This is a genomic window from Deinococcus depolymerans (genome assembly GCF_039522025.1).
Classification (GTDB): Bacteria; Deinococcota; Deinococci; order Deinococcales; family Deinococcaceae; genus Deinococcus; species Deinococcus depolymerans.
The window spans coordinates 310,410-331,611 of record NZ_BAAADB010000003.1 but is presented as its reverse complement, the minus strand read 5'-3'; the positions used below and the strand labels follow the sequence as shown (position 1 = coordinate 331,611).

The window sequence follows — 21,202 nt, the reverse complement described above, 5'->3', positions numbered from 1 at the left end:
GGCAGGGTGCTTTCCTGACGGTTGCGTGAGGATGCGGTGGGTGCGGCGTTCACGCGGGCCTGCGTAGAATGCGGGGAATGCGGCTGGAAGCGATGATCAGGGTGAAGGTGGGGGCAGGTGCGTCGTCGGGCGGACGTGACCGGGTCCGGCCGTGACCGGCGAGGACCGGCCGGATGAACTGAACGTGCCGCAGGACCCTCCGGAACCCGGGGAGCGTCCCGCACGTCCCCGCCGTCCGCGCTGGCCGTGGGTGCTGGGCGCGCTGGTCCTGCTGCTGATCCTGGCCCTGCCCACCCTGCTGGGCGGGGCGCTGCTGGCCCGCCTGGGCGGGAACGTGGTGTCGGCGGACCGGGTGAGCGGGCCGCTGTGGGCGCCGACGCTGGGCGGGGCGCGGGTCGCCCTGCCGGGCGTGACGGGCCGCGCGGGGTCGGTGGGCGTGACGGTCACGGCGGTCAACCCCTTCACGCGGACGCTGAGGCTGAACGTGTCGGCGCGCGACGCGGACGTGCGCCTGAAACTCGCGGACCTGCTGGGCGGAACGGGCGGCAGCGCAGGCGGGAGCGGCTGGAAGGTGGCGCTGTCCGGGCTGGACGTGCAGGACTCGCGGGTGACGGTGGACGGACGCGGCATCAACCTGCCGGACGGCCGGTTCCGGCTCACGCGCGGCCAGGACGGACGGACGCTGCTGCGCGGCGCGACCGGCGAGGGTGAGCTGAACGCCGACCTGCGCGTGACCGAGGGACCGGACGGGAACGTGTTCACGGTGGACCTCGACGCGGACGCGCGGGTCCTGAATCACTTCTGGCCGGGCGTGACGGGCGGCCGTATCGGCGGGCAGTACGTGATCGGCAGCGGCCCGATCCGCGGGGACCTGACGGTCACGGACGCCAGCCTGCGCGTACCCGAGGCGAACTTCGTGACCGTGACCGGCGTCGCCGGGACGGCCACGCACCGGGGCGACCTGATCGACCTGCAGTTGGCGGGGCGCGGCTGGAACGGCCCGGTCACGGCGTCTGGCGGCGTGGACCTGAAGGCCCTGAACTGGCGGGTCACGGCGAACGCCGCGCCGACCGTGGCCGGACTGGCCGGGGCGCTCGGCACGACCGGCCGCGGGAACCTGAACCTGCAGGTCACGGCGGGCGGCTGGACGACCGTGCGGGTCACGGCGACCGCGCAGGGGGCCGGTGAGGTGGCGGGGGTGGGCTTCCGCGACGCGACCGCGAAGTACGCCTTCCTCAGCGAGAACGGGAACGTGGCGACCCAGACGAACGACCTGAGCTTCAGCGCGGCGACCTCGCTGGCCGGGTCGGATCAGAAAGTGGCGGGACGCTGGGCGTTCGGGAAGTCCGGGGAGGCCTCGCTGGTCGGCGCGTTCGGGCAGAAACCGCTGAACGTGAACGCCACCATCGACGCGCGGAACCTCCTGACGCTGCGCGGCGAGGGGCTGGGCGGCCCGCTGTCCGGCACGCTGAACCTGAACGACCTGACGCTGAACGCCCTGCTGAACCCCACCTACGGGGCCGCGCAGGCCCGGGTGGCGGTGCGCGGCACGCCGGACGACCTGCGGGCGACCATCAGCGGCGCGCAGGCCGGGCCGTTCAGCGGCCTGTCGGGCACGGCGGCCCTGGACCGCCGGGGCCTGCGGGCCGCTCTGGGCGCGGCGCGCATCGACCTGGACCGCGCGTTCCGGGGCACGTGGCAGGCGCAGGGCCTGAGCGGCTCGGGCATCATCCTCAGCGGGCGCGGGAGGCTGGACCTGACCGGCGGCGACGTGACCGGGCAGCTGGAGGCGACCGTGCCGGGCGTGCGGGACACGCTGGCCGGGCCGCTGAACCTGAACTACACCCGGCAGCGCGGCACGTTCCGCAGCGGCGCGCAGGTCCTGACCTGGAACGGCGACACTTTCGGCGTGCAGGCGCGCAACCTGGCCGTGACGGGCGGCCTGGCCGTGACCGGCGACCTGACCGTCACGAACACCCTGAAGGCCTTCGGGACGCTGCGGGCGACCGGGGCGGGCGTGACCCTGACCGCTGCGGCGCGCGGCACGGCCGCCAGCCTGCGCGGCTCGGCGGGCGGCGTGACCGTGCTGGCCGACACGCAGCTCCAGGCGCCGTACCTGACGACCGCGCGGGTGCAGGGCGCAGACATTCAGGGTGTCCTGAGCGTGGACCGGGGCGTACGCTTCACCCTGACGACCGCCGGGGACACGGCGCGCGGCGTGATCGACGGGAACCGCTGGAACGCGACGGGCCGCGTGAACCTCGCGGCGCTGCGGCCCCTGCTGAACGTGGACGGCCTGGGCGGCACGCTGGACCTGAACCTGGCCGCCCAGGGCGGCTCGGCCCGCGTGAACGCGCGGGCGCTGGGCGCGGCCGTGACCGGCACCCTGACCCGCGCGGGCGGCCCGCTGGGCGCGGACCTGCGGGTCACGTACGCGGGCGCGCAGGCGGCGCTGTCCGGCCGGGTGTACCCGGACGTGCAGGCGCAGGGCCGCGTGAGTGCGCAGGGGCAGACCCTGAACCTGAACGTGACTGGAGCGTACGGGGCCCTGCGGGCGCGCGTGACCGGGCAGACCGGGCCGCTGTCGTTCGGCGGGGTGACGCTCCCGGCGCAGGCCGTGAACCTGAGCGGCACCCTGACGCCGCGCCTGACCGCGAGCGGCACCTGGGGCGACCTGAACGTCAGGTACGACGCGGCGTCCGGACTGGCCCGCGTGACCGGGCAGCAGGCCCTGACCGCCTTCGGGCAGGCGGGCCGCGTGCAGGGCCGCGCGACCTGGGGTCCCGGCCCCGGCGGGTCGTTCCGGGGCGCGGTGGCGGCCAGCGGTGTGCTGGACCAGTACGCCGTGACCCTGGACGGCCCGTGGGACGGCCTGAACCTGCTGCTGACCGACGGTGAGGGCCTGCGTGCGCGCGGCACCGCCTCGCTCCCGACAGGCCGGTACGACGTGGACGTGAGCGGCCCGCTGGGCGGCGGGCTGTTCGTGGACGGGAACGTGCAGGGCACCGGCCTGGACCCACGCGGGAACGTGACCGTCACCGACGCGCAGGGCGGGCGGGCGCAGGTGACGCTGCGCGGCTTCGAGAACCTGAGCGTGCAGGCGCAGGGCCTGACACTGGGCGGACAGACCCTGCGGGGCGACCTGAGTGCCGTGAGCGGCGTGCTGAGCGGCACCCTGAAGGCCGGCCCGCTGGACGTGACCGCCGTGAACGGGCAGTTGCGGGTCCGTGGCGAACTGGCCGGGCAGACGGTCCTGGCGACCGGGAAGGTCACGCTGCCCGCCACCCTGGAGAACCTGAAGCTGCGCGTGACCGGCCCGTACTTCTCGGCGCAGGCCGGGGGGAGCGTGGCGAACCTGCGCGGCACCCTGACCCTGAACGCCCGGTCGTACGGCCCGGGGGCCGCCAGCCTGAGCGTGCCGGCGCAGACCTTCCCGCTGACCGGGTCCCTGACCGGGGCGCGCGTGACCGTGGGCGGCCTGACCTACCGGGGCGGAACGTGGTCCGGCGCGCTGGGCGCCCGCTACGCGCTGTCCGGGCAGCCGGGCACGCTGCGGGTGCTGGGCGAGGCGGCGCGGCTGGTGGTCGCCCCGACCGGTCCGGTGACGGGCCGCGTGACGGTCCTCCCGGCGCTGGGCGGCGCGGTCAGTGCGGACCTGGGGGCGGTGCGGGCGCTGCTGCCCGAAAGCGTCCGCCCGGAGGTCGTGGCGGGGCGGCTCAGCGCGGTCCTCTCCCCCACCGGCGCCGCGCTGGGCACGGCGGGCACCCGCTACCTGGGCGACCCGCTGACGCTGACGGCCCGCGTGGACTGGCAGCGCGGCCTGCGGGCCAGCGGCACCCTGACGCACCCCGGCACGCGCGTCCCGGTGCGCTTCGACGGCCGGGCGCTGACCGTGAGCGGCGCGACGCTGGACGCGCGGGTGCTGCGGCCCGTGCTGACGGGCGCCTCGGGCCGCGTGACCCTGGCCCTGACCCTGCCGGACCTGACCGGGCCCGACCCGCTGGCCCGCGCCAGTGGCCGCGCCGACGTGAACGTGCGCGTCCAGGGCGAGGGGCAGCGCGCGCAGGGCCGCGTGACCCTCTCGCGCGGGCAGCTGTCCGCGGACCTGCAGAGCACCCTGGCCGGGGCCGCCGTGACCCTGCGCGGCCCGCTGTACCCGCAGGCGAACGCGGCCCTGACCCTCGACGACCTGCGCGCCACCCTGACCGGCCGCGCCGACTCGGCGCTGGACCTGCGCGTGGCCGGCACGTACCAGGGCCGCGCCGTGAACCTGACCGCGACGGGTACCAACCTGACGGGCACGGACCTTGCGCGCCGCGCCGCCGTGACCCTGAGCGGCACGCTGGCCGGAGCCGCCGTGAACCTGACTGCGCGGCAGGCAGCGGGCGCCGCGGGGCTGCTGGACTGGCAGACGGCCGGGAGTGTCAGCGTGGCGGACCTGCGGTCCCTCGCGGGCGTGGACGGCACCCTGAGCGCCGCGCTGGGCGGCACGCTGGGCGACCTGCGCGTGCAGGCCAGCGGCGTGGCGGCGGGCGTGCGCTTTGACGCCCCGGCGCGTTACTCGGGCGGGGTGCTGCGCGTGGACGGCGCGCAGGCGACCCTGCCGCAGGGCCGTGTGCGCGCCAGCGGGACGGTCCTGCCGGCCCTGAAGCTGAGCGCGCGGGCGACGCTGAACGAGTGGCTGCCCGGTACGTACACCGCGCAGATCGGCGGCGCGCTGGCCCGGCCGGACGTGAGCGTGCAGGGCGTCCTGGCGGACGGTCCGGGCGGACTGCGCGCGGCGGGCTCGCGGGTGCAGGCGCACCTGCTGGGACGCGACTACCGCGCGGCGTTCACGGGCGAACCCCTGAACGGCGCGCTGCGCGGCCAGCTGGGCGCGAACGCGCTGGGCGGCCTGCTGAACGCCGCGCTGACGCTGAACACCACCTACCTGAGCGGCCAGAACACGGTGCGCCTGAACGGTCCCATCGGCTGGCGCAGCGGGGCGGGCTTCAGCGGAAACCTGCGGGCCGTGGGTGACATTCCCGGCGGAGCCCTGGACGCCCTGCTGGACGGCACGGACGGCGGTCGCCTGAAGATCGCGGCGCTGATCGGCACGGGTGCGCGGCAGGCCCGCGTGACCGGGCAGCTTCCGGCGGACCTGCCCTTCCGGCCCGGCGGCACCCTGGACCTGCAGGCCTTCGACGCGGGCGCCCTGTGGGGCCGCGCCGACCAGTTGACCCTGAGTGGGCAGGCGACCCTGGGCGGCGCGAGCTGGGCGGCCCTGAACGCCTCCTTTACCGGACGCGTGCTGGACAGTGCCGGGGATTTCACGGGCGACCTGGGCGCCAGCTACCGCGCCGGGAACGCCAGCCTGCGCCTGAGCGGCGAGCGGGTCTCGGGTGGCGGCACGCTGGAGGGCGGCGAGTACCGCCTGACCCTGCGGGCCGGAACGGCGCAGGCCCCGCTGCGGGTCGCGCGCCTGCTGCCCGCCGGGCTGGGCGTGGACGCCCTCACGGCGGCCGGAACCGTGAACGCCACGGGCTCGCTGTCCGGCGGGCTGCGGGAGGTCACGGCGCGCACGCTGGCCGTCAGGGGCGTGCAGGCGCAGGGCGGGCCGTTCAGCCTGTACGGGCAGGCGGCGTACGTGCCGCGCACCGGCACCCTGAATGCCGACCTGAGCGGCAGCCTGCGCGGCGGCGTGCTGCGGGCCAGCGGCTCGCTGCCCGGCGGCCTGCGGGTCACGGCGCGGGACGTGGACAGCGCCTACCTGAACGCGGCCTCGCTGGACAGAGGCGAGCTGGGCGCGGACCTGACGCTGCGCGGCGCCGTGACCGACCCGGCGGTGCAGGGCAGCGTGACCCTGCAAACCGGCGCGCTCGACGGGCGCGTGACCGTGTCGGGCCGGGTGGCCTCGCCCACCCTGAACGCCCGCCTGGGCCTGCGCGGGAGCGCCTCGGGCACCGTGTACGCCGAGGCGCGTGACCTGAACCTCGCGTCCGGACGGGTGCGGGCGCGGGTGTACGGCACGCTGACGTCGGGCGGCAGTCGCGCGGACCTGGACCTGAGCGGCGTGTGGCCGGAACTGTCGGGCCGCGTACAGGCGCGGGTGGCGGGCCTGAACGGCCCGGTGGTCCTCAGCGGGAACGGGCGCGGCGGCTACGCCCTGAACGCCGGTCCCCTCGGCCGCGCCGACCTGACCCTCGCGGGCGGGAGCGGCTTCGTGCCGGACCTGCGCGGCACCCTGCAGCTGACCCCGCTGTCCCTGCTGGGCGGCGCGGGCGACCTGAGCCTGACGGGCACGCTGGGCGGCACGCTCGCCTCGCCCACCGCCGCCGCGACCGTGCAGTCGCGCGGCGCGTCGGTGGCGGGCGTCACCGTGGCGGACCTGAGCGGCAGTGTCAGCGCCACCCTGAACGGGCTGCGCGGCACGCTCACGCAGCGGAACGCGGCCGGCAGCAACGCGGTGGTCGCGGTCCTGGACGGCCCGGCCCTGAACCTCAGCGGCCTGCGGGCCTCGGCGGCCGGCAGTGAACTGAGCGTCGACGGCAGCGCCCGCCTGGATGGGCGCGCGGACCTGAACGTGAACGCCACCGGCACCCTGGACGGCCGGGTGCAGGCGACCTACGCGGCGCGGGCCCTGACCCTGACCGGGTCCCTGCTCGGCCCGCAGTCGCTGCGGGCGGCGCTGGACCTGCGGGCCGATCCCACCACTGGCTGGCACGGCACCGCCCGCCTGACCGGCGGACCGGCCGGCGTCCTGAGCCGCCCGCTGGTCCTGACGGCCGGTGGCCGCCTCGCCTCACCGCTCGCGCAGGGCGAGGGAGGCCTGCTGGGCGCGGGCCTGCGCGTGGTCGCCTCGGCGGACGGCGTGCAGCTGCGCCTGGTGGACGGCGCGGGAGCGCGGGCCAGTGGCGCGGTCGAGTTGCGGCCACGCGGGGGCGTGTGGACGCTGCTGGGCGCCGCGAGCCTCACGCGCCCGGAACTGTCCCTGAGCGTCACGCCCACCGGGCCGATCAGCGCTCCCCGGGCCACCGTCAGCGTCCGGCGGGGCGAGTGGCGCGCCTCGGGCCACCTGAGCCTGACCGACGCGGACCTGACCGTCTCGGACGGCCTGAAAGACGGCACGCTGCGCTGGCAGGCCGGTCAGCTGGCCGCGAACCTGCCGGGCCTGAACCTGGGCCGGCTGGGCGTGCGCGGCGTGGGCGGCCTGATCAGCGCGTCCGGGCGGGTGCAGACCGACGCGCTGGACGGGCAGTTGCAGCTGAACGTCACGGACCTCGGCAGCCCCTACCGCCTGCCGTACCTGGACCTGCCGCTGGCCGGGAACCTGAACGCGGCCGTGACGCTGCGTGGCGGCCGGCCCCAACTACGCGGAACCGCCGACCTGAGCGCCGGGGAACTGACCTTCACGGCCGCGCAGGGCGAACGCGACTGGACCGGGCAGGTGGCCGGGACGCTGCGGGCCGCGCAGGGTTCCATCGGCCTGGATGTCCGGGCGGACGCGGCCGGCCTGACCGGTCGGGTCAGCGCGGACCGTTACCCGCTGGACGTGGCCGGTCAGGCACTGGACGTCAGCGGCCTGCTCGCCCTGAACGGGCAGACCTTCCGCGCGGACCTGCGCGGCGTGAACGCCATGGGCGAGGCGACCGTGACCGCCAGCGGCGGGCTCGCGGACCTGCTGCCCGCGCTGGAGGGACCGCTGGCCGTGCAGCCCAGCGGGGACGGGTACTCGGTGCGGGCGTCACTGGACAACGTGGAGGTCCGCAACCTGAAGATCGCCCCGGACCTGTCGGGCCGGATCAGCGGCGAGGCGAACCTGCGCGACGGGGGCGGAACCTTCGTGATCCGCAGCGACAACCTGAAGGTCGGCCCGAAGACCCTGCCCGCCCGGCTGGAGGGCACGCAGGTGGCCGGCGACTGGCGCATCCGCGGCTTCCTGGGCGAATCGGACTTCACGGCCGGCCTGGGCGGCGGCGAGGTGTTCGGGCAGGGAACCCTGCGCGCCCTGCCGCTGGGCGCGGTCGTGGGCGCCTTCGCGGGCACCAGTCCGGGCGAGGGCGTCGTGACCGGCCTGGCCCGCTTCCGCTTCCCGCTGGCCGACCCGCTGGCCGGGCGGGTGAACGTGGTGGCCGAGCGTATCCGCGTGAGCGGCACCACCGGCCAGGGCGCGGCCGCCGTCACGGAAACCCTGACCGGCACCGGCACGCTGGAGTACGCCGCGCGGGAACTGCTCGGCGTGAACATCCAGCTGAGCGGGGCCGGCACCTGGAACGTGCGCGGTCAGTACACCCGCGGGCGCGTGGACCTGAGCGCGCAGTTCTCGAACACCACCTTCACGCCCGCGCTGGTCCTGATTCCCAGCCTCGCGGCGCTCGACCCGGACCTGAAGGGCAGCCTGACCCTCAGCGCCGCCGGCACGTACGAGCGGCCGCGCGGCCTGATCCGCGCGCAGAACATCACGGGCGCCGTGGCGGGCCTGAGCGTGCAGATCCCGCAGTTCGCCGGGGACCTGCCGGACAGCGGCGCGTTCAGCGGGAGCGGCACGGTCCTGACCGGCGGCACGGTCGGCTCGAACGGCCGGGTGACGCTGGCCGGACAGCTCACGCTGGGCCGCCTGAGCGGCACGCGCGTGGACTTCACGGGCCTGCTGGCCCCGCAGGTCCTGGGCGCGCTGCCCGACACGACCGTGACGCTGGCGCAGCAGAGCGACACCCGCTGGACCCTGAGCGGCCTGAGCCGCAGCAACGCGGCCGGACCCGGCACCCTGACCCTCAGCGGTGACCTCGCGCCCCGCTGGGACCTGACGCTGGCCGCCCGCAACTACAACCTCCCCCTGGCGCTGATCTACGGCCGTGAGAGTGCAGTCAACGCCGACCTGCGCGCCGTGGACGACGGCACGAACATCCGCGTGAGCGGCGCGGCGGACTTCACGCGGCTGATCCTGGGCCGCGTGAACGCGCCCGCCACGCTGCCCGCCCCCGGGCAGACCGGCGCCGCGGACGGGAAGGGCCGCAACGGCCGCACCACCGACAATTTCGCCAGTCCGCTGCCCGAGTCGCTCACGACCTTCCCGCGGCCCGCGACGGACCCGCAGGCCCGCCCGGCCAGGCCCTTCCTGGAACGGCTGGTCTTCGACGACATCCCGGTCCGCGCGCCGAACGGCATCCGGGTCGACGAGAACCTCGTGCGGGCCGAGTTCACCGGGAAACTGCTGGTGTCGGGCACCGGCGACCGCCCCCGCCTGAGCGGCGAGATCCGCTCGCAGCGCGGGTTCGTGTACCTGCGCGAGAACGAGTTCACGCTGGGTGACAGCGCCGTCACCTTCAGCGGCGAGAACCTGTACCCGAAATTCGACATCACCGCCGCCGGACTGGTGAACGCCACCCCGGCCGGCGCGGACAGCCTGCGCCAGCGCGTACCGGTCACCCTGAACCTGCGGGGCGAGTTCACGACCCGCGCCGACGGCAGCAGCGCCCTGGACCTGAACACCACGCTGCGCTGCACCCAGGACAGCCCGGACTGCGCCGACCCGACCACCGGGGCTGCGTACAGCGAGGCCGAACTGTACGCGCTGGTCGCCACCGGCGTCCCGAACCTCACCAACCTGAACCTGGGCGCGCTGGGCAGCAGCGCCCTGCAGACCACCCTGAACGTGTTCATCCTGGGCGAACTGGAACGCACCATCGCCACGGCGTTCGGCCTGGACGTGTTCCGCCTGACCCCGCAACTGTCGAACGCGGACGGCACGCTGGGGGCGACCATCACGCTCGGGTCGTACCTGACCCGGGACCTGTACCTGCAGTACCAGGTGGACCTGAACGGCAACGGCCTGATCGACGCGGCGTACAGCACCCCGGACAACCGCTTCACGTTCCGGGTCACGACGCCGCTGAGCGGCCTGAACCTGCAGTCCATCCGCCCCAGCTTCAAGGCCGGGTACAACCTGAACCCCCGCACGAACGTCAGCGTGGGCCTGGAAAGCGGGGACGCCGACCGCGGCACCAAGTTCCGATTCGGCGTGACCTACCGCATCGGCGGCCGCTGACCCGCACAGCCAAGAGGGGGGGCCGCCCGGTCTGCACCTGGGCGGCCCCCCTCTCGCGGCTGTCCTGACCTTAACGGCTGGTCGTGATGTTCGCGCGGGGTTCCAGGGCGTAGAAGGCCACCACGGCGACCAGCGTGCCCACCCAGCCGGGCGCGCTGCCCAGTTCCAGGTCGAAGGGGCGGCCCAGGATGGTGCTGCCCAGCTGCCCGGTCAGGCGTTCGCCGGTCTGCTGCGCCACGACGTTCCAGCCGATGATGGGTTCACCCATGAAGCCCGTGACGCGGTCCACGCCGCGCAGCGTGAGTTTCTGCGCGCCGACGTTCCCCTTGAGTTCGCCGTCCTGCAGTTCGATCTTGACGGGGTCCGCGCCGACGCTGCCCTGCACGCCGCGCTCGGTGATCTCGAGGTTGATGTCCTTGCCGTGCAGTTTTCCGCCCGCGCGGCCCTTGATGGTGTCGCCGTCGATGGTGCAGCGGATGTCGTAACCGTCCGCTCCACCAAGGCGGCCCTTGATGAGGTCTTCCATGCGCGGAAGTATAGCGGGGTCCAGCATGAGGCGTGCCCGGACCGCCCGGACCAGCCCGGTCAGGTGGGGCGGATCAGTCCCAGCCGCCCGAAGTAAGCGCGGCGCGTGAGAACGGGGCCACCGTCACCCAGGGTCACGCGGCCCACGTTCCAGCGTTCGAACAGGATCCGCAGGGTGCCGCCCAGCAGCGCCGCGCCGAACCACGCGGGCGGCGTGCCGTTCCAGCGCAGGGTGTGGCCGTCCCAGGCGAGGTGCGGGCAGGTGGGGTCCTGCGCGGCCCAGAACATGCCGCCCCCCTCGCCCGGCGCGTCCCCGAGGCGCTGGGCGCGCACGGTCAGGGGCGGCTCGCGGACCTGGGTGTCGTACTGCGCTTCGTGCCACACCTGCGCGTACAGGGCGTACAGCGACTGTTGCAGGTCGTGCGCCTGGGCGCGCACGCGGGCCTCCTCGCGGCCGGTCAGGGTGCCGGGCGGGCGGTCCAGTTCGGCGCGCAGGCTGCCCAGCCGCGCCTCCAGCGGCGCGAGGCGTTGCCGGGGCGTGGGCGCGGGCGGCGGGGGCGGCGGGTCGCCCTGCAACGTGGCGGCCGGGTCGCGGTACTCGCGGCTGCCCCAGCCGCCCACCTCGCGCAGCGCAGCGTCCTCGATCACCCACAGCCTCGTGGCGACCTCCCGCGCGAAGCGGCGGTCGTGCGTGACGATCACGACCGCGCCCGCGTACGCCTGCACCGCGCCCTCCAGAGCCAGCAGGGCCTCCACGTCCAGGTGGTTGGTGGGTTCGTCCAGCAGCAGCAGGTCGGCGCGCAGGCCGCTGACGAGCGCCAGTCCGGCGCGGGCGCGTTCCCCGCCGGACAGCACCTCGGGCGTCTTGGGCCAGTCGGCCGCGCCGAAGCCCGCGCGGCCCAGCAGCGTGGTCGCCTGCCGCCCGAACCGCCGCTCGAACTGCGCGTGCAGGCCCTCGCCGGGCGTCAGGCCGTGCCAGGTCTGGTCGAGGCTGGCGACCGTCACGCCGCCCGCCACGCGCAGCAGCGGCTCGGGCAGCGGCAGGCCCGTGTCCGGGTCACGGCCCGGCGGGTCCGGGTGCAGTTCGCCGGACAGCAGGCGCATCAGGGTGGTCTTGCCGGTGCCGTTGGCGCCCATCAGGGCCACCCGGTCGCCCTGCCGCAGCCGGAAGGCCGCGCCGTGCAACACGGGCCGCCCGGCGTACCCCTTGCTCAGGTGCTCGCCCCACGCGACCAGCGGCGCTTTCGCCGTGCCGGCCAGCAGGCGCATGCGGATCTGCCGTTCCGGCAGGGGCGCCTCGGGCACCGCGACCCGCCCGGCACGGCTTTTCAGGGCGCGCGAGCGGCGGCCCCAGCGGTCCAGGGTGTCCACGCTGCCCGCCAGCCGCCCGGCCTCCCGTTCGCCCAGCCGGGCCGCGCGGGACTGCGTGCGCCGCTCCAGGTCCCGCTGCGCCCGCGCGCGCGAGTACCCGCCCGCGTACGGGGTCGCCTCGCCCGCGTCCAGCCACACGCTGCGGGTCGCCACGCTGTCCAGGAAGTCGCGGTCATGGCTGGTCAGCAGCACCCCGCCCCGGAAGTCCCGCAACCAGCCCTCCAGCCACTCGCGCATGCGGATGTCCAGGTGGTTGGTGGGTTCGTCCAGCACCAGCAGGTCCGGCTCCCTGGCCAGCGCCAGCGCCAGCGCCAGCCGGGTGCGTTCCCCGCCGGACAGGGTGACTGCCTCGCGCCCCAGGAAGCGCGTGAGGTCCAGCATGCCCAGCACCCGCGCCGCCCGCGCCGGCCAGCGGAAGGCGTCCAGGTCGTCCAGGCGGGCGTGCAGCGCCGTCCAGCGGTCCAGGGTGTCCGGGTCGCCCAGGTCCGCCTCCAGCGCCAGCAGGTCGGCCTCCAGTTCCCGGTACGGGTGCGCGGCGTCCAGCAGGGCGCGCACACTCAGGCCCGGCGGGTGCGCGTGATGCTGCGCCAGCACCGCCACCCGCAGCCCGTCCGCACGCCAGACCTCACCATCGTCCGGGGTGCGCTCGCCGGTCAGGACGCGCAGCAGCGTCGTCTTGCCCGCCCCGTTGCGGCCCAGCAGCGCCACGCGCTCGCCGGCCGTCACGCTCAGGTCCACGCCGCTCAGCACGGCCCGCTCGCCGTACACGACGCTCAGGCCGGACGCGGTGATCAGGGTGGAAGGCGCAGACACGCCCGCAAGGCTAGCAGAGGCCAGCGCCCCGCGACTCCGCCAGAACGCGCATTCCCACACGCGACCACACCCGCATGACCGCCGGTCACATGCAGCAACGCCGGACCCTGGCGCCCCGTAAGCTACCCCCATGACCGACAGTCTCCTGGAGAGCCTGACCGACACCCCCACCGAGACGCCCGCGCAGGCCGCCGCCATCCGCGCCGGGTGGACGATCACCACCGTGATCCTGGGGGTCGTGCTGCTGACCTCCCTGATCGGCATGCTGCTCGGCAGCAGCGGCGCCGGCCAGATCCGTTTCCTGCTGGAGGTCGCGCTGTGCTGGAACGTGTACCGGGGACGCGGCTGGGCACGCGCGCTGCTGGTGCTGGTGCTGCTCGGCACGGGCGCACTGCTGCTGAGCGCCGGGAACCCGTTCAGCGCCGTCCTGGGCGTCGTGCCGCTGCTGGGCGCCGCCGCGCTGTGCTTCGTTCCGCAGGTGAACGCCTACTTCCGCTACGCCTCGAAGATGTAGCGGGAACAACCGTGAGGCCCGGCCCCCAGGCATCCAGATCCCCTCGGTATCATGCAGGGGATGTCTGCGCCCCACCCTGTCCCTTCCCTGCCCGACGTTCCCTCTGACACGGTCGCCCCGCCTGCCTTCGTGGTTGCGGCGCTGTACCAGTTCCGGGCGGTGGCCGACCCGGCGGGCCTGCGCGAACGGCTGCTGCCGCTGGGGGCCGCGCACGGCCTGTGCGGCACGCTGATCGTGGCGTCCGAGGGAATCAACGGCACGGTCGCCGGAAGCCGCGCGGGCATTGACGCGCTGCACGGGGCGCTGCACGCCGAGGGCTTCACGGGACTGGAGTACAAGGAATCGGCGGCCAGCGAGCAGCCGTTCCGGCGCTTCAAGGTGCGCGTGAAGGCCGAGATCGTGACGATGGGCGTACCGGTCGAACCGACCCGCGAGGCCGGGCAGTACGTGGCCCCGCACGACTGGAACGCCCTGATCAGCGCGCCGGACGTGGTCGTGATCGACACCCGCAACCGCTACGAGGTGAAGGCCGGAACGTTCCGGGGCGCGCTGGACCCTGGGATCGATTCGTTCCGGGAGTTCCCGGCGTGGCTGGACGCGCACGCCACCGAGCTGGAAGGCAAGCGCGTGGCGATGTTCTGCACGGGCGGTATCCGCTGCGAGAAGAGCACCAGCCTGCTGCGCCAGCGCGGGCACGCGGACGTGTTCCACCTTCAGGGCGGCATCCTGCAGTACCTGGAGGACGTACCCGAGGGGGACAGCCGCTGGGACGGCGAGTGCTTCGTGTTCGACGGCCGCGTGACCGTCGGGCACGGCCTGCGCGAGGGCGGGGCCGTCATGTGCCACTCGTGCGGGTGGCCGCTGGACGCGCAGGAACGCGCGGACGCGCTGTTCGAGGAGGGCGTCAGTTGCCGCCACTGCCACGCGCAGACCACGCCGGAGCAGAAGGCGGCGTTCCGGGCGCGGCAACGACACTTCGACCGGCAGGCGACCACCACCGCCCCGTGAAGGCAGCCGCGTGAGGCGCATGGCAGCGGGCGTGCTGGCGGCGCTGCTGCTGGGCGGCGGGGCGCTGCTGGCCCTCACGCCCCGGCAGACAGCGCCCGGCCCGCACAGCGCCGAGGTGACGTTCGTGCGCGGCATGATCCCCCACCACACCCAGGCGATCACGATGGCACAGGCCCTGCGGCGGCGTTCCGGGGACCGCACGCTGCGCTCGCTGGCACTGGACATCGAGCTGGGGCAGCAGGAACAGATCCGGCAGATGCAGGGCTGGCTGCGCCTGTGGACCCTGCCGCCCGTGGACCCGGCCGCGCCCCTGCCCGCCGCTCACGCCCGCCAGATGGGCATGGCGTCCCCCGCCGAACTGAATGCCCTGAACACCAGCCCCGTCCCGGAGGCCGAGGCACTGTTCCTGCGCCTGATGATCCGCCACCACCAGGGAGCGCTGGTCATGGCGCGGCCTGCGCTGGAGGCCGGCGTGCTTCCGCAGGTGGGCCTGCTGGCACGGCAGATCACGGGTACGCAACGCGGCGAGATCACCACCCTGAGCGCCCTGCTGCGGCGGCGCACCCAGACCCCGCTGCCGCCCCCGCCGGGCCTGGACCCCGGCAGCCCGGCACCCACGCACCACCACTGACGGTCCGCCGCCTCCCTCCTGCCCGGCGCTATTCCTCCAGCGCCTGCGGGGGCAGCGGCGCGGGAAACACCAGGGCACTCAGGGCCACGCCGCCCAGGCCAGTCATGACCGCCACGCCCAGCCACAGTTCCAGGCTCAGGTTACTCAGGCCCAGGCGCACGGCCCCGCCCAGGTACGGCACCCACACGCACAGCGGCAGCAGGAACGCGAACGCCCGAAGCTGCCACACCCGCGCCGCACCGGGACGCAGCAGGGCGTGCAGGGCGTCCACCAGCAGGCCACTGAACGCCGCGAGCACCGGCACGCGCCACTCGCCCGGCGCGAGCATGAAACTCATACCCAGGTTCGTCACGAAGTACATGACCGTCACCGCCCCGAACGGCAACGCAAACCGGCGCAGGATCAGCAGGACCGGCGCCGTCATGATCAGCGCCGTCAGCAGGATCGCGCTCAGTTCGCCGCGCGTCTGCACCCACCCCAACCCCTGCGGGACGGTCATCAGACCCCACAGGTACATGTGCATGAACGCCGTCGCTGCCAGCAGGGACGTGCCGGACAGCGCCGCCACCCACCGCACGCCACCCGCTGCCGTGCGCGCCGCCGGGGACCGCCACGCCGCATTCAGGGGCGACGCCACGATCAGGGCCGCCCCCGCGAACAGCAGCAGGTGCGTGGGAGACAGCAGCGCCTCGATCCCCACCTCGATCCCAAAAACCGTGTGCCACCCCATGTCACCCAACCCACCCAGTCCGAACAACGGCACACCCAACGCCGCCAGATGGTACCCCTCCGGAAACGCCGCCAGACCGCGCCGCCCCCGCCGCCACCCACGCGACGCCAGCAGCAGGCACCAGCCCGCCACGGCCAGGAACCCGCTGTAGAACAGCGCGTGCCACGGCGTGAAGAACGTCTCCAGCGACTCCCCGAACTGATTGTGCGCCCAGCCGTCCACGAAGATCCCGCCCAGCAACCACCAGCCCAGCGCGATGGTCAGCAGATTCTGCCGCGTCGAAGCGCGGTACGGGGCGCCGGACAGCCCGGCCTGCGGCAGCAGGGGCGAAACGGTGGTCATGCCACCAGTGTACCGGGGGTCATCACCGTTCCACGAACAGGCAGACGGGGGGTCCAGCTTTTCCCCGGCGGTGGAAGGTGGGCGCCTGACGGTGGGGTTTCCGTGTGGGCTTCCCCACCCCCCAGCCCCCTCCGCAAGCGGCTCATACGAGTACCCCAGGGGGGCAGGGGGAGCAGCGTTGCACTGGGCAGGTATTTCTCTGGCTTTATGGGTGGGTGACTGGCGGGTTCGGCCACGGATGGGGTTGCAGACCTCCGAGTTCGCGGCGGGCGCCCCGCGCGCTGCGCGCACGACGGGCCGCGTTGCCACGACGCCGGGCGGGCCAGCCAACTTGGTGAGTACCAGAAGGTTCTACTTTTTCGGCTGTTGCCAAAGCCGGGTTTCGAAGTAGATCAGCGGCGTTCAGCAAGGTGCCCTGCCAGCCACCGCAGATCACCACCGGCCGTCGTGCGCGCAGCGCGCGGGCCTTCCACGGGGGGCGGCAGGATGGCGTCGAAGCCGGACACGTCAGCGCTCAACACAACCACGCCGCACCAGTAAAACCTCTTGCCGAGCGCAGCGACTGCTCCCCCTGCCCCCCTGGGGTACTCGTATGAGCCGCTTGCGGAGGGGGCTGGGGGGTGGGGAGGCCCGCCGCCAGGCACCCACCTTCCACCTCACCTCGATAAGTAGCCAGCGCCTGAAACTGATCCAGCATCTGCAACCAGACCGTGCTACCGGAGGTCGTATGAGTGCCGGCTTACCCGAAGTACCCGAGCAGGTCGATCAGCGTGCGCGCGTAGTCGTTGGGTTTCAGGCCGCGTTTGTCGAGTTTCACGCTGGGCGGGAAGGTGACGACTTCGGTCTTGAAGGGGAAGGCGCGCAGGCCGGGGGCGTCGTAGTCAAGGGTTTTGTAGGCGAAGGTGATCTGGAGTTGGGTCATGGTTTCGCCGATGCTGAGGACGCGGCGGGCGGCGGCGGTGAGGCGGAGTTTGGCGAGGTCGATGAAGTTCTGCACTTCGGAGGTGGGGGGGCCGTACTTCTTGCGCAGGTCGCGTTCGACGCGGCTGATGGCCTGGAGGGTGCGGCTCTCGCTGAGGCGGCCGTAGGTGGCGATGCGGGCTTCCTCGTCGCTTTTGCCGTCGGTGTTCACGAAGTATTCGGGTGAGAGGCGGGCGTCGATGGGCAGGTCGATGCTGATGGTGGTGGGCGTTTCGATCTTCTCGCCCTTGAGTTTGGCGACGGCCTCGGCGAGCAGTTCGGTGTACACGTCGATGGAGACGGCCTGGACGTGGCCGTGCTGTTCCTCGCCGAGGATGTTGCCGACGCCGCGGATTTCCATGTCCTTCTCGGCCAGCAGGTGGCCGCTGCCGAGGTCCTGGAGGTCGGCGATGGCCCAGAGGCGGCGCTGGGCGTTCTCGGTCATGCGGGGCGGGTAGAACAGGTACGCGTAGGCGGTCTGGGCGCGGCGGCCGACGCGGCCGCGCAGCTGGTAGAGCTGGGCGAGGCCGAGGCGGTCGCTGCGTTCGATCAGGATGGTGTTCGCCTCGGGGATGTCCAGGCCGGTCTCGACGATGGTGGTGGCGAGCAGGACGTCGAAGGCGCCCTGTTCGAAGCCGAGCATGATCTCCTCGAGTTCTTCCTCGTTCATGCGGCCGTGCGCGACGCCGATGCGGGCCTCGGGCACGAGGTTACGCAGGTAGAGGCTGCGGGCGCCGATGCTGGCGATGCGGTCGTGGATGTAGAAGACCTTGCCGCCGCGTTCGATCTCGGTGAGGATGGCGTCGCGGACGGTGATGGGGTCGAAGGGAGCGAGGACCGTCTGGATGGGTTTGCGGCCCTTGGGTGGGGTCTGGATGGAGCTCATGTCGCGCAGGCCGACCATGCTCATGTAGAGGGTGCGGGGGATGGGCGTGGCGGACAGGGCGAGGGTGTCGACGGCGCGGGCGTCCTCGGGGATGTCGAGCTTGCCGTCCCTGGGCACGTCGGGGAGGCCGCGCAGGGCGCGGAGTTTTTCTTTCTGGCCGACGCCGAAGCGGTGTTCCTCGTCGACGATGATCAGGCCCAGGTCGCGGAATTGCACGTCGCCGCTCAGGAGGCGGTGCGTGCCGATGAGGATGTCCACCTTGCCCTTGGCGGTGTCGGCGAGGATGCTCCGGGCCTGCTGGGGGGTGGTGAAGCGGGAGAGGCCCTCGACGCGGACGGGGAGGCCCTTGAAGCGTTCGACGAAGGTGCTGGTGTGCTGCTCGGCGAGCAGGGTGGTGGGCACGAGCACGGCGACCTGCTTGCCGTGCCCGACGACGCGGTGCGCGGCGCGCAGGGCCACCTCGGTCTTCCCGAAGCCCACGTCGCCGGAGATGAGGCGGTCGGCGGGGTTGGCTTTTTCCAGGTCGCGCATGGTTTCCTTGAGCGCAGTTTTCTGGTCGGCGGTCAGTTCGAAACTGAAGTTCTTCTCGACCTGCTCGTCCCATTCGGGCTGCGCGGGGAAGGCGTTGCCGGGCGTGACCTGCCGCGCGGCGTACTGGACGAGCAGTTTCGCGGCGACGGCCTCGGCGTTCTTGCGGGCCTTCTCCTTGGCTTTCGCCCAGTCTTTCTTGTCGAAGGAACTCAGGCTGGGTGGGTCGTCGGTGGTGCCGGGGTGGCGGCGCAGGACGGGCAGCTGCTCGATGGGGACGCTCAGGCGCGCGCCGCCCCGGTACGTGAGGTTCAGGTAGTCGCGCGTGACGCCCAGCACCTTGCGGGTTTCCAGGCCCTCGAACTGCCCGATGCCGTGCTCGGGGTGGATCAGGTAGTCGCCGACGTGCAGGCCCAGCGCGTCCGTGACGGGCTTGCCATTGAGGCGCTTGCCGCGCAGGGCGCTGCCACCCTGGAAGCCGTAGATGAGGTCCTCGGTCAGCACGACCGTCCGGTGCTCGGGGATGACGAAGCCGCCCTCGCCCGCGGCGCGCAGGAAGCCCAGGCCGCCCTCCTTCACGCGGGGAATCTTCAGCCAGGGGATCTCGTGGGTGTTCAGCAGCTTGTCGGCGAGGTACGCGGCGGTGCGGTCGTGCCGGACGAGGATCATCACGCGGTAGTCCGCGTCGCGCCACTCGGTGACGTCGCGTTCCAGGTCGCTCAGGCGAGCGCGGTAGAACGGGAGGGTGGTCAGGCCGGTGTCCAGGTCCGGCAGGTTCAGGGGTGAGCGCCCGAAGCTGGTGACCTCGCGCCCTGCGAGTTTCGGCCACAGCGTGTCGATCAGCACGCCCAGCGCCGAGGCGTAGAACTCCGGCGAGTCCAGGAACACCCGCCCCGGCAGCAGGTCCAGGCGGGTGGCGTCCCACTTCACCTCCGTCAGGTACTCGGCGGTGGGTTCCAGCGTGAAGCTCTGCGCCTTCTCGCCCGTCAGTGCGCCCGGTTTCAGGAAGCGCAGGGTGTCCAGTTCGTCCCCGAAGAACTCGGCGCGGACCCACAGGCCCTCCTCTGCTTCCGCGGGCAGGCCCGACCCGGCCGACAGGCGCAGCTCCAGCGTGTCGCCCTGAATCTCGAAGCCCGGCTCCTCGCCGCGTTCATAACCCAGGCGTTCCAGGCGGGAGAGCAGCGCCTCGCGCGGGTAGCTGGCGCCCACCTTCAGGGTCAGCGCGTGGTCCTCCGGGCGGGACGGGAACAGGTCCAGCGCGGTGTTCACGTCCAGTACCACGTGCCCGTGGCGGGCGTCCCAGTCGCGCAGGCCCGGGTTCACGCTGACCGGCGCGCCCAGCACGCCTGCCGTGGCGTAACTGCCCAGGCGGTCGGGGGTGGTCAGCAGCACCGCCGGGCCGGGGAACGCCGCGAACAGCGCCGCGCGCGCCACCTGCGGCAGCAGCAGCAGGTTTCCGGGCGGGGCGGCGGGCAGGAGTTTCGACAGGTTCGGCGCAGCAACAGTCACCGGAAGAGTGTACCCGCCCCCCCCTGGAAAGACCGAGAGCGAAAAGACTTAGCGAAGGGCCAGCGGCGCCTGCGCGAGGGCCAGCACCCGGTCGGGGAAGGCGCTGAAGGCACTCGCTGGGACCTCCACCTGCGGGTGGTCCCAGCTGATCATCCGCACGGCGACCGGAGGGGGGGTGGGCACGTCCGGAGCCTAGCGGCGCGCCCGGCCCTGCCGTGCCTCAGGTCAGCGCCCGGTGGTCTTGCAGCCGGTCAGGAGGGTTTTCGTGGTGGTGGTGCTGTTCCCGGTGAAGGTGCTGAGTTCCGCCGCGCCCTGGTGTTCCCACCACTGCAGGCCGCCGCGCGCGCCGGCGGGGCCGCTGAGGCTGGCGTAGCGGGCGCCGCTGGCGCTGATGGCCTGCGCCAGTCCGTGCCGCTGGCCCTTCCAGTCGAGCATGGCGAACATGGGCTGATTCCCGAACTGCACGTAGTACACCTTCAGGTTCTGCCCGCCCGCGCAGGCGTACTGGAACACGCGGTAGTTCACCTGCACGGGCGGCGTGACCGCCACCGCCGTGGATCCGTACGCCACGCACCCCACCAGGGCACCAGTCAACCAGGAACGAACACTCATGCCCTTACCCTAGGCCCGGCGCATGAAGGGAATCCGAGCGGCGCGTGACAACGCCCGGCGTATGCTCCAGGCATGCCACGTGACCGCAAGCCGCGCCCACACGCCGCCACGCGGCTCCTGATCGGCCTCGGCGCGGCTCTCATCATCACCCTGTTGACCCCGCGTGACTGGCTGCCGGAAACCCGCACGCTGAGCGCCTGGGTGACCTTCTGCGTGACGGTGATGGCGCAGCTGTGGCCCGTCATGATGACGGCCGGGCCCGAACGTACCCGGCAGCTCGCCACCCGCGAGGACGACACGCGTGCCGTCGCGGCGACCATCACGACGTTCACGGCCATCATCAGTCTGGTCGGCGTGGTTTTCCTGCTGTCTGCCGCGCATGACCAGCGTGGCCTGCCGGAGGTGCTGCTGACGGTCCTGGCTGTTGTGACGGTCGTCGCCTCATGGCTGCTGGTGCAGACCGAGTACACCCTGCATTACGCCCGCCGGTACTACCGGGACGGGCGTGGCGTGCTGTTCCCGCACGGGAACGATCATCTGGAGGAACCCACGTACTGGGATTTCGCGTACCTGAGCGTGACCATCGGCATGACGTATCAGGTGAGCGACACGAACCTGAACACCCGCGCGATGCGCCGCCTGCTGCTGGGGCACGCGCTGCTGTCGTTCGTGTTCGGCACGGTGATCATTGCCGTGACGATCAACGGGGTGGCGGGCCTGATCCAGTAGCCGGAGGTGGGAACTGG

The 21,202-nt window shown here is 73.2% G+C and carries 11 protein-coding genes; 5 read left to right on the top strand and 6 right to left on the bottom strand.

Annotated features, from left to right (window positions below; genetic code table 11):
• The first annotated feature begins 151 nt into the window (after positions 1-151).
• Entirely contained in the window at positions 152-10,027 is a 9,876-nt protein-coding gene (locus tag ABDZ66_RS01910) for a translocation/assembly module TamB domain-containing protein (RefSeq protein ID WP_343755438.1), read from the top strand.
• A 70-nt stretch (positions 10,028-10,097) separates the two neighbouring features.
• Here ABDZ66_RS01910 and ABDZ66_RS01905 read toward each other — a convergent pair whose 3' ends face one another.
• Complete coding sequence (locus tag ABDZ66_RS01905) at positions 10,098-10,553, bottom strand: hypothetical protein (protein ID WP_343755436.1); 456 nt, start codon at positions 10,551-10,553, stop codon at positions 10,098-10,100.
• Between the two features lie 59 nt (positions 10,554-10,612).
• Positions 10,613-12,736, bottom strand: a complete 2,124-nt coding sequence (locus ABDZ66_RS01900) for an ATP-binding cassette domain-containing protein (RefSeq protein WP_343755434.1) — start codon at positions 12,734-12,736, stop codon at positions 10,613-10,615.
• A 130-nt stretch (positions 12,737-12,866) separates the two neighbouring features.
• Here ABDZ66_RS01900 and ABDZ66_RS01895 point away from each other — a divergent pair, with 130 nt between their 5' ends.
• Genes ABDZ66_RS01895 through ABDZ66_RS01885 form a run of 3 tightly spaced genes read left to right on the top strand, consistent with a single transcriptional unit; the run spans position 12,867 to position 14,889 of the window.
• On the top strand, positions 12,867-13,250 hold the full coding sequence (locus ABDZ66_RS01895; RefSeq protein ID WP_343755432.1) for a hypothetical protein: 384 nt from the start codon (positions 12,867-12,869) through the stop codon (positions 13,248-13,250).
• A 60-nt stretch (positions 13,251-13,310) separates the two neighbouring features.
• Complete coding sequence (gene trhO / locus ABDZ66_RS01890; RefSeq protein ID WP_343755430.1) at positions 13,311-14,258, top strand: oxygen-dependent tRNA uridine(34) hydroxylase TrhO; 948 nt, start codon at positions 13,311-13,313, stop codon at positions 14,256-14,258.
• A 19-nt stretch (positions 14,259-14,277) separates the two neighbouring features.
• Complete coding sequence (locus tag ABDZ66_RS01885) at positions 14,278-14,889, top strand: DUF305 domain-containing protein (RefSeq protein ID WP_343755841.1); 612 nt, start codon at positions 14,278-14,280, stop codon at positions 14,887-14,889.
• A 28-nt stretch (positions 14,890-14,917) separates the two neighbouring features.
• Here the strand turns inward: ABDZ66_RS01885 and ABDZ66_RS01880 are convergent, their stop codons facing one another.
• The 4 genes from ABDZ66_RS01880 to ABDZ66_RS01865 all read right to left on the bottom strand — a co-directional run bounded on the left by ABDZ66_RS01880 (position 14,918) and on the right by ABDZ66_RS01865 (position 20,456).
• Positions 14,918-15,961 (bottom strand): hypothetical protein, encoded by a 1,044-nt coding sequence (locus tag ABDZ66_RS01880; RefSeq protein ID WP_343755428.1) that lies wholly within the window; start codon positions 15,959-15,961, stop codon positions 14,918-14,920.
• 739 nt (positions 15,962-16,700) lie between these two features.
• Positions 16,701-19,844: a DEAD/DEAH box helicase gene (locus ABDZ66_RS01875; protein WP_343755426.1), complete on the bottom strand. Its 3,144-nt coding sequence runs from the start codon at positions 19,842-19,844 to the stop codon at positions 16,701-16,703.
• Between the two features lie 48 nt (positions 19,845-19,892).
• Positions 19,893-20,027, bottom strand: coding sequence for a hypothetical protein (locus tag ABDZ66_RS01870; protein WP_343755423.1), 135 nt, complete (start codon positions 20,025-20,027; stop codon positions 19,893-19,895).
• Positions 20,028-20,069: 42 nt separating this feature from the next.
• Entirely contained in the window at positions 20,070-20,456 is a 387-nt protein-coding gene (locus ABDZ66_RS01865) for an MliC family protein (protein WP_343755421.1), read from the bottom strand.
• Positions 20,457-20,528: 72 nt separating this feature from the next.
• Here ABDZ66_RS01865 and ABDZ66_RS01860 point away from each other — a divergent pair, with 72 nt between their 5' ends.
• Positions 20,529-21,185 carry a DUF1345 domain-containing protein gene (locus tag ABDZ66_RS01860; RefSeq protein ID WP_343755419.1) on the top strand — a complete coding sequence of 219 codons (657 nt, stop codon included), beginning with the start codon at positions 20,529-20,531 and terminating at the stop codon, positions 21,183-21,185.
• The last annotated feature ends 17 nt before the right edge of the window (positions 21,186-21,202 follow it).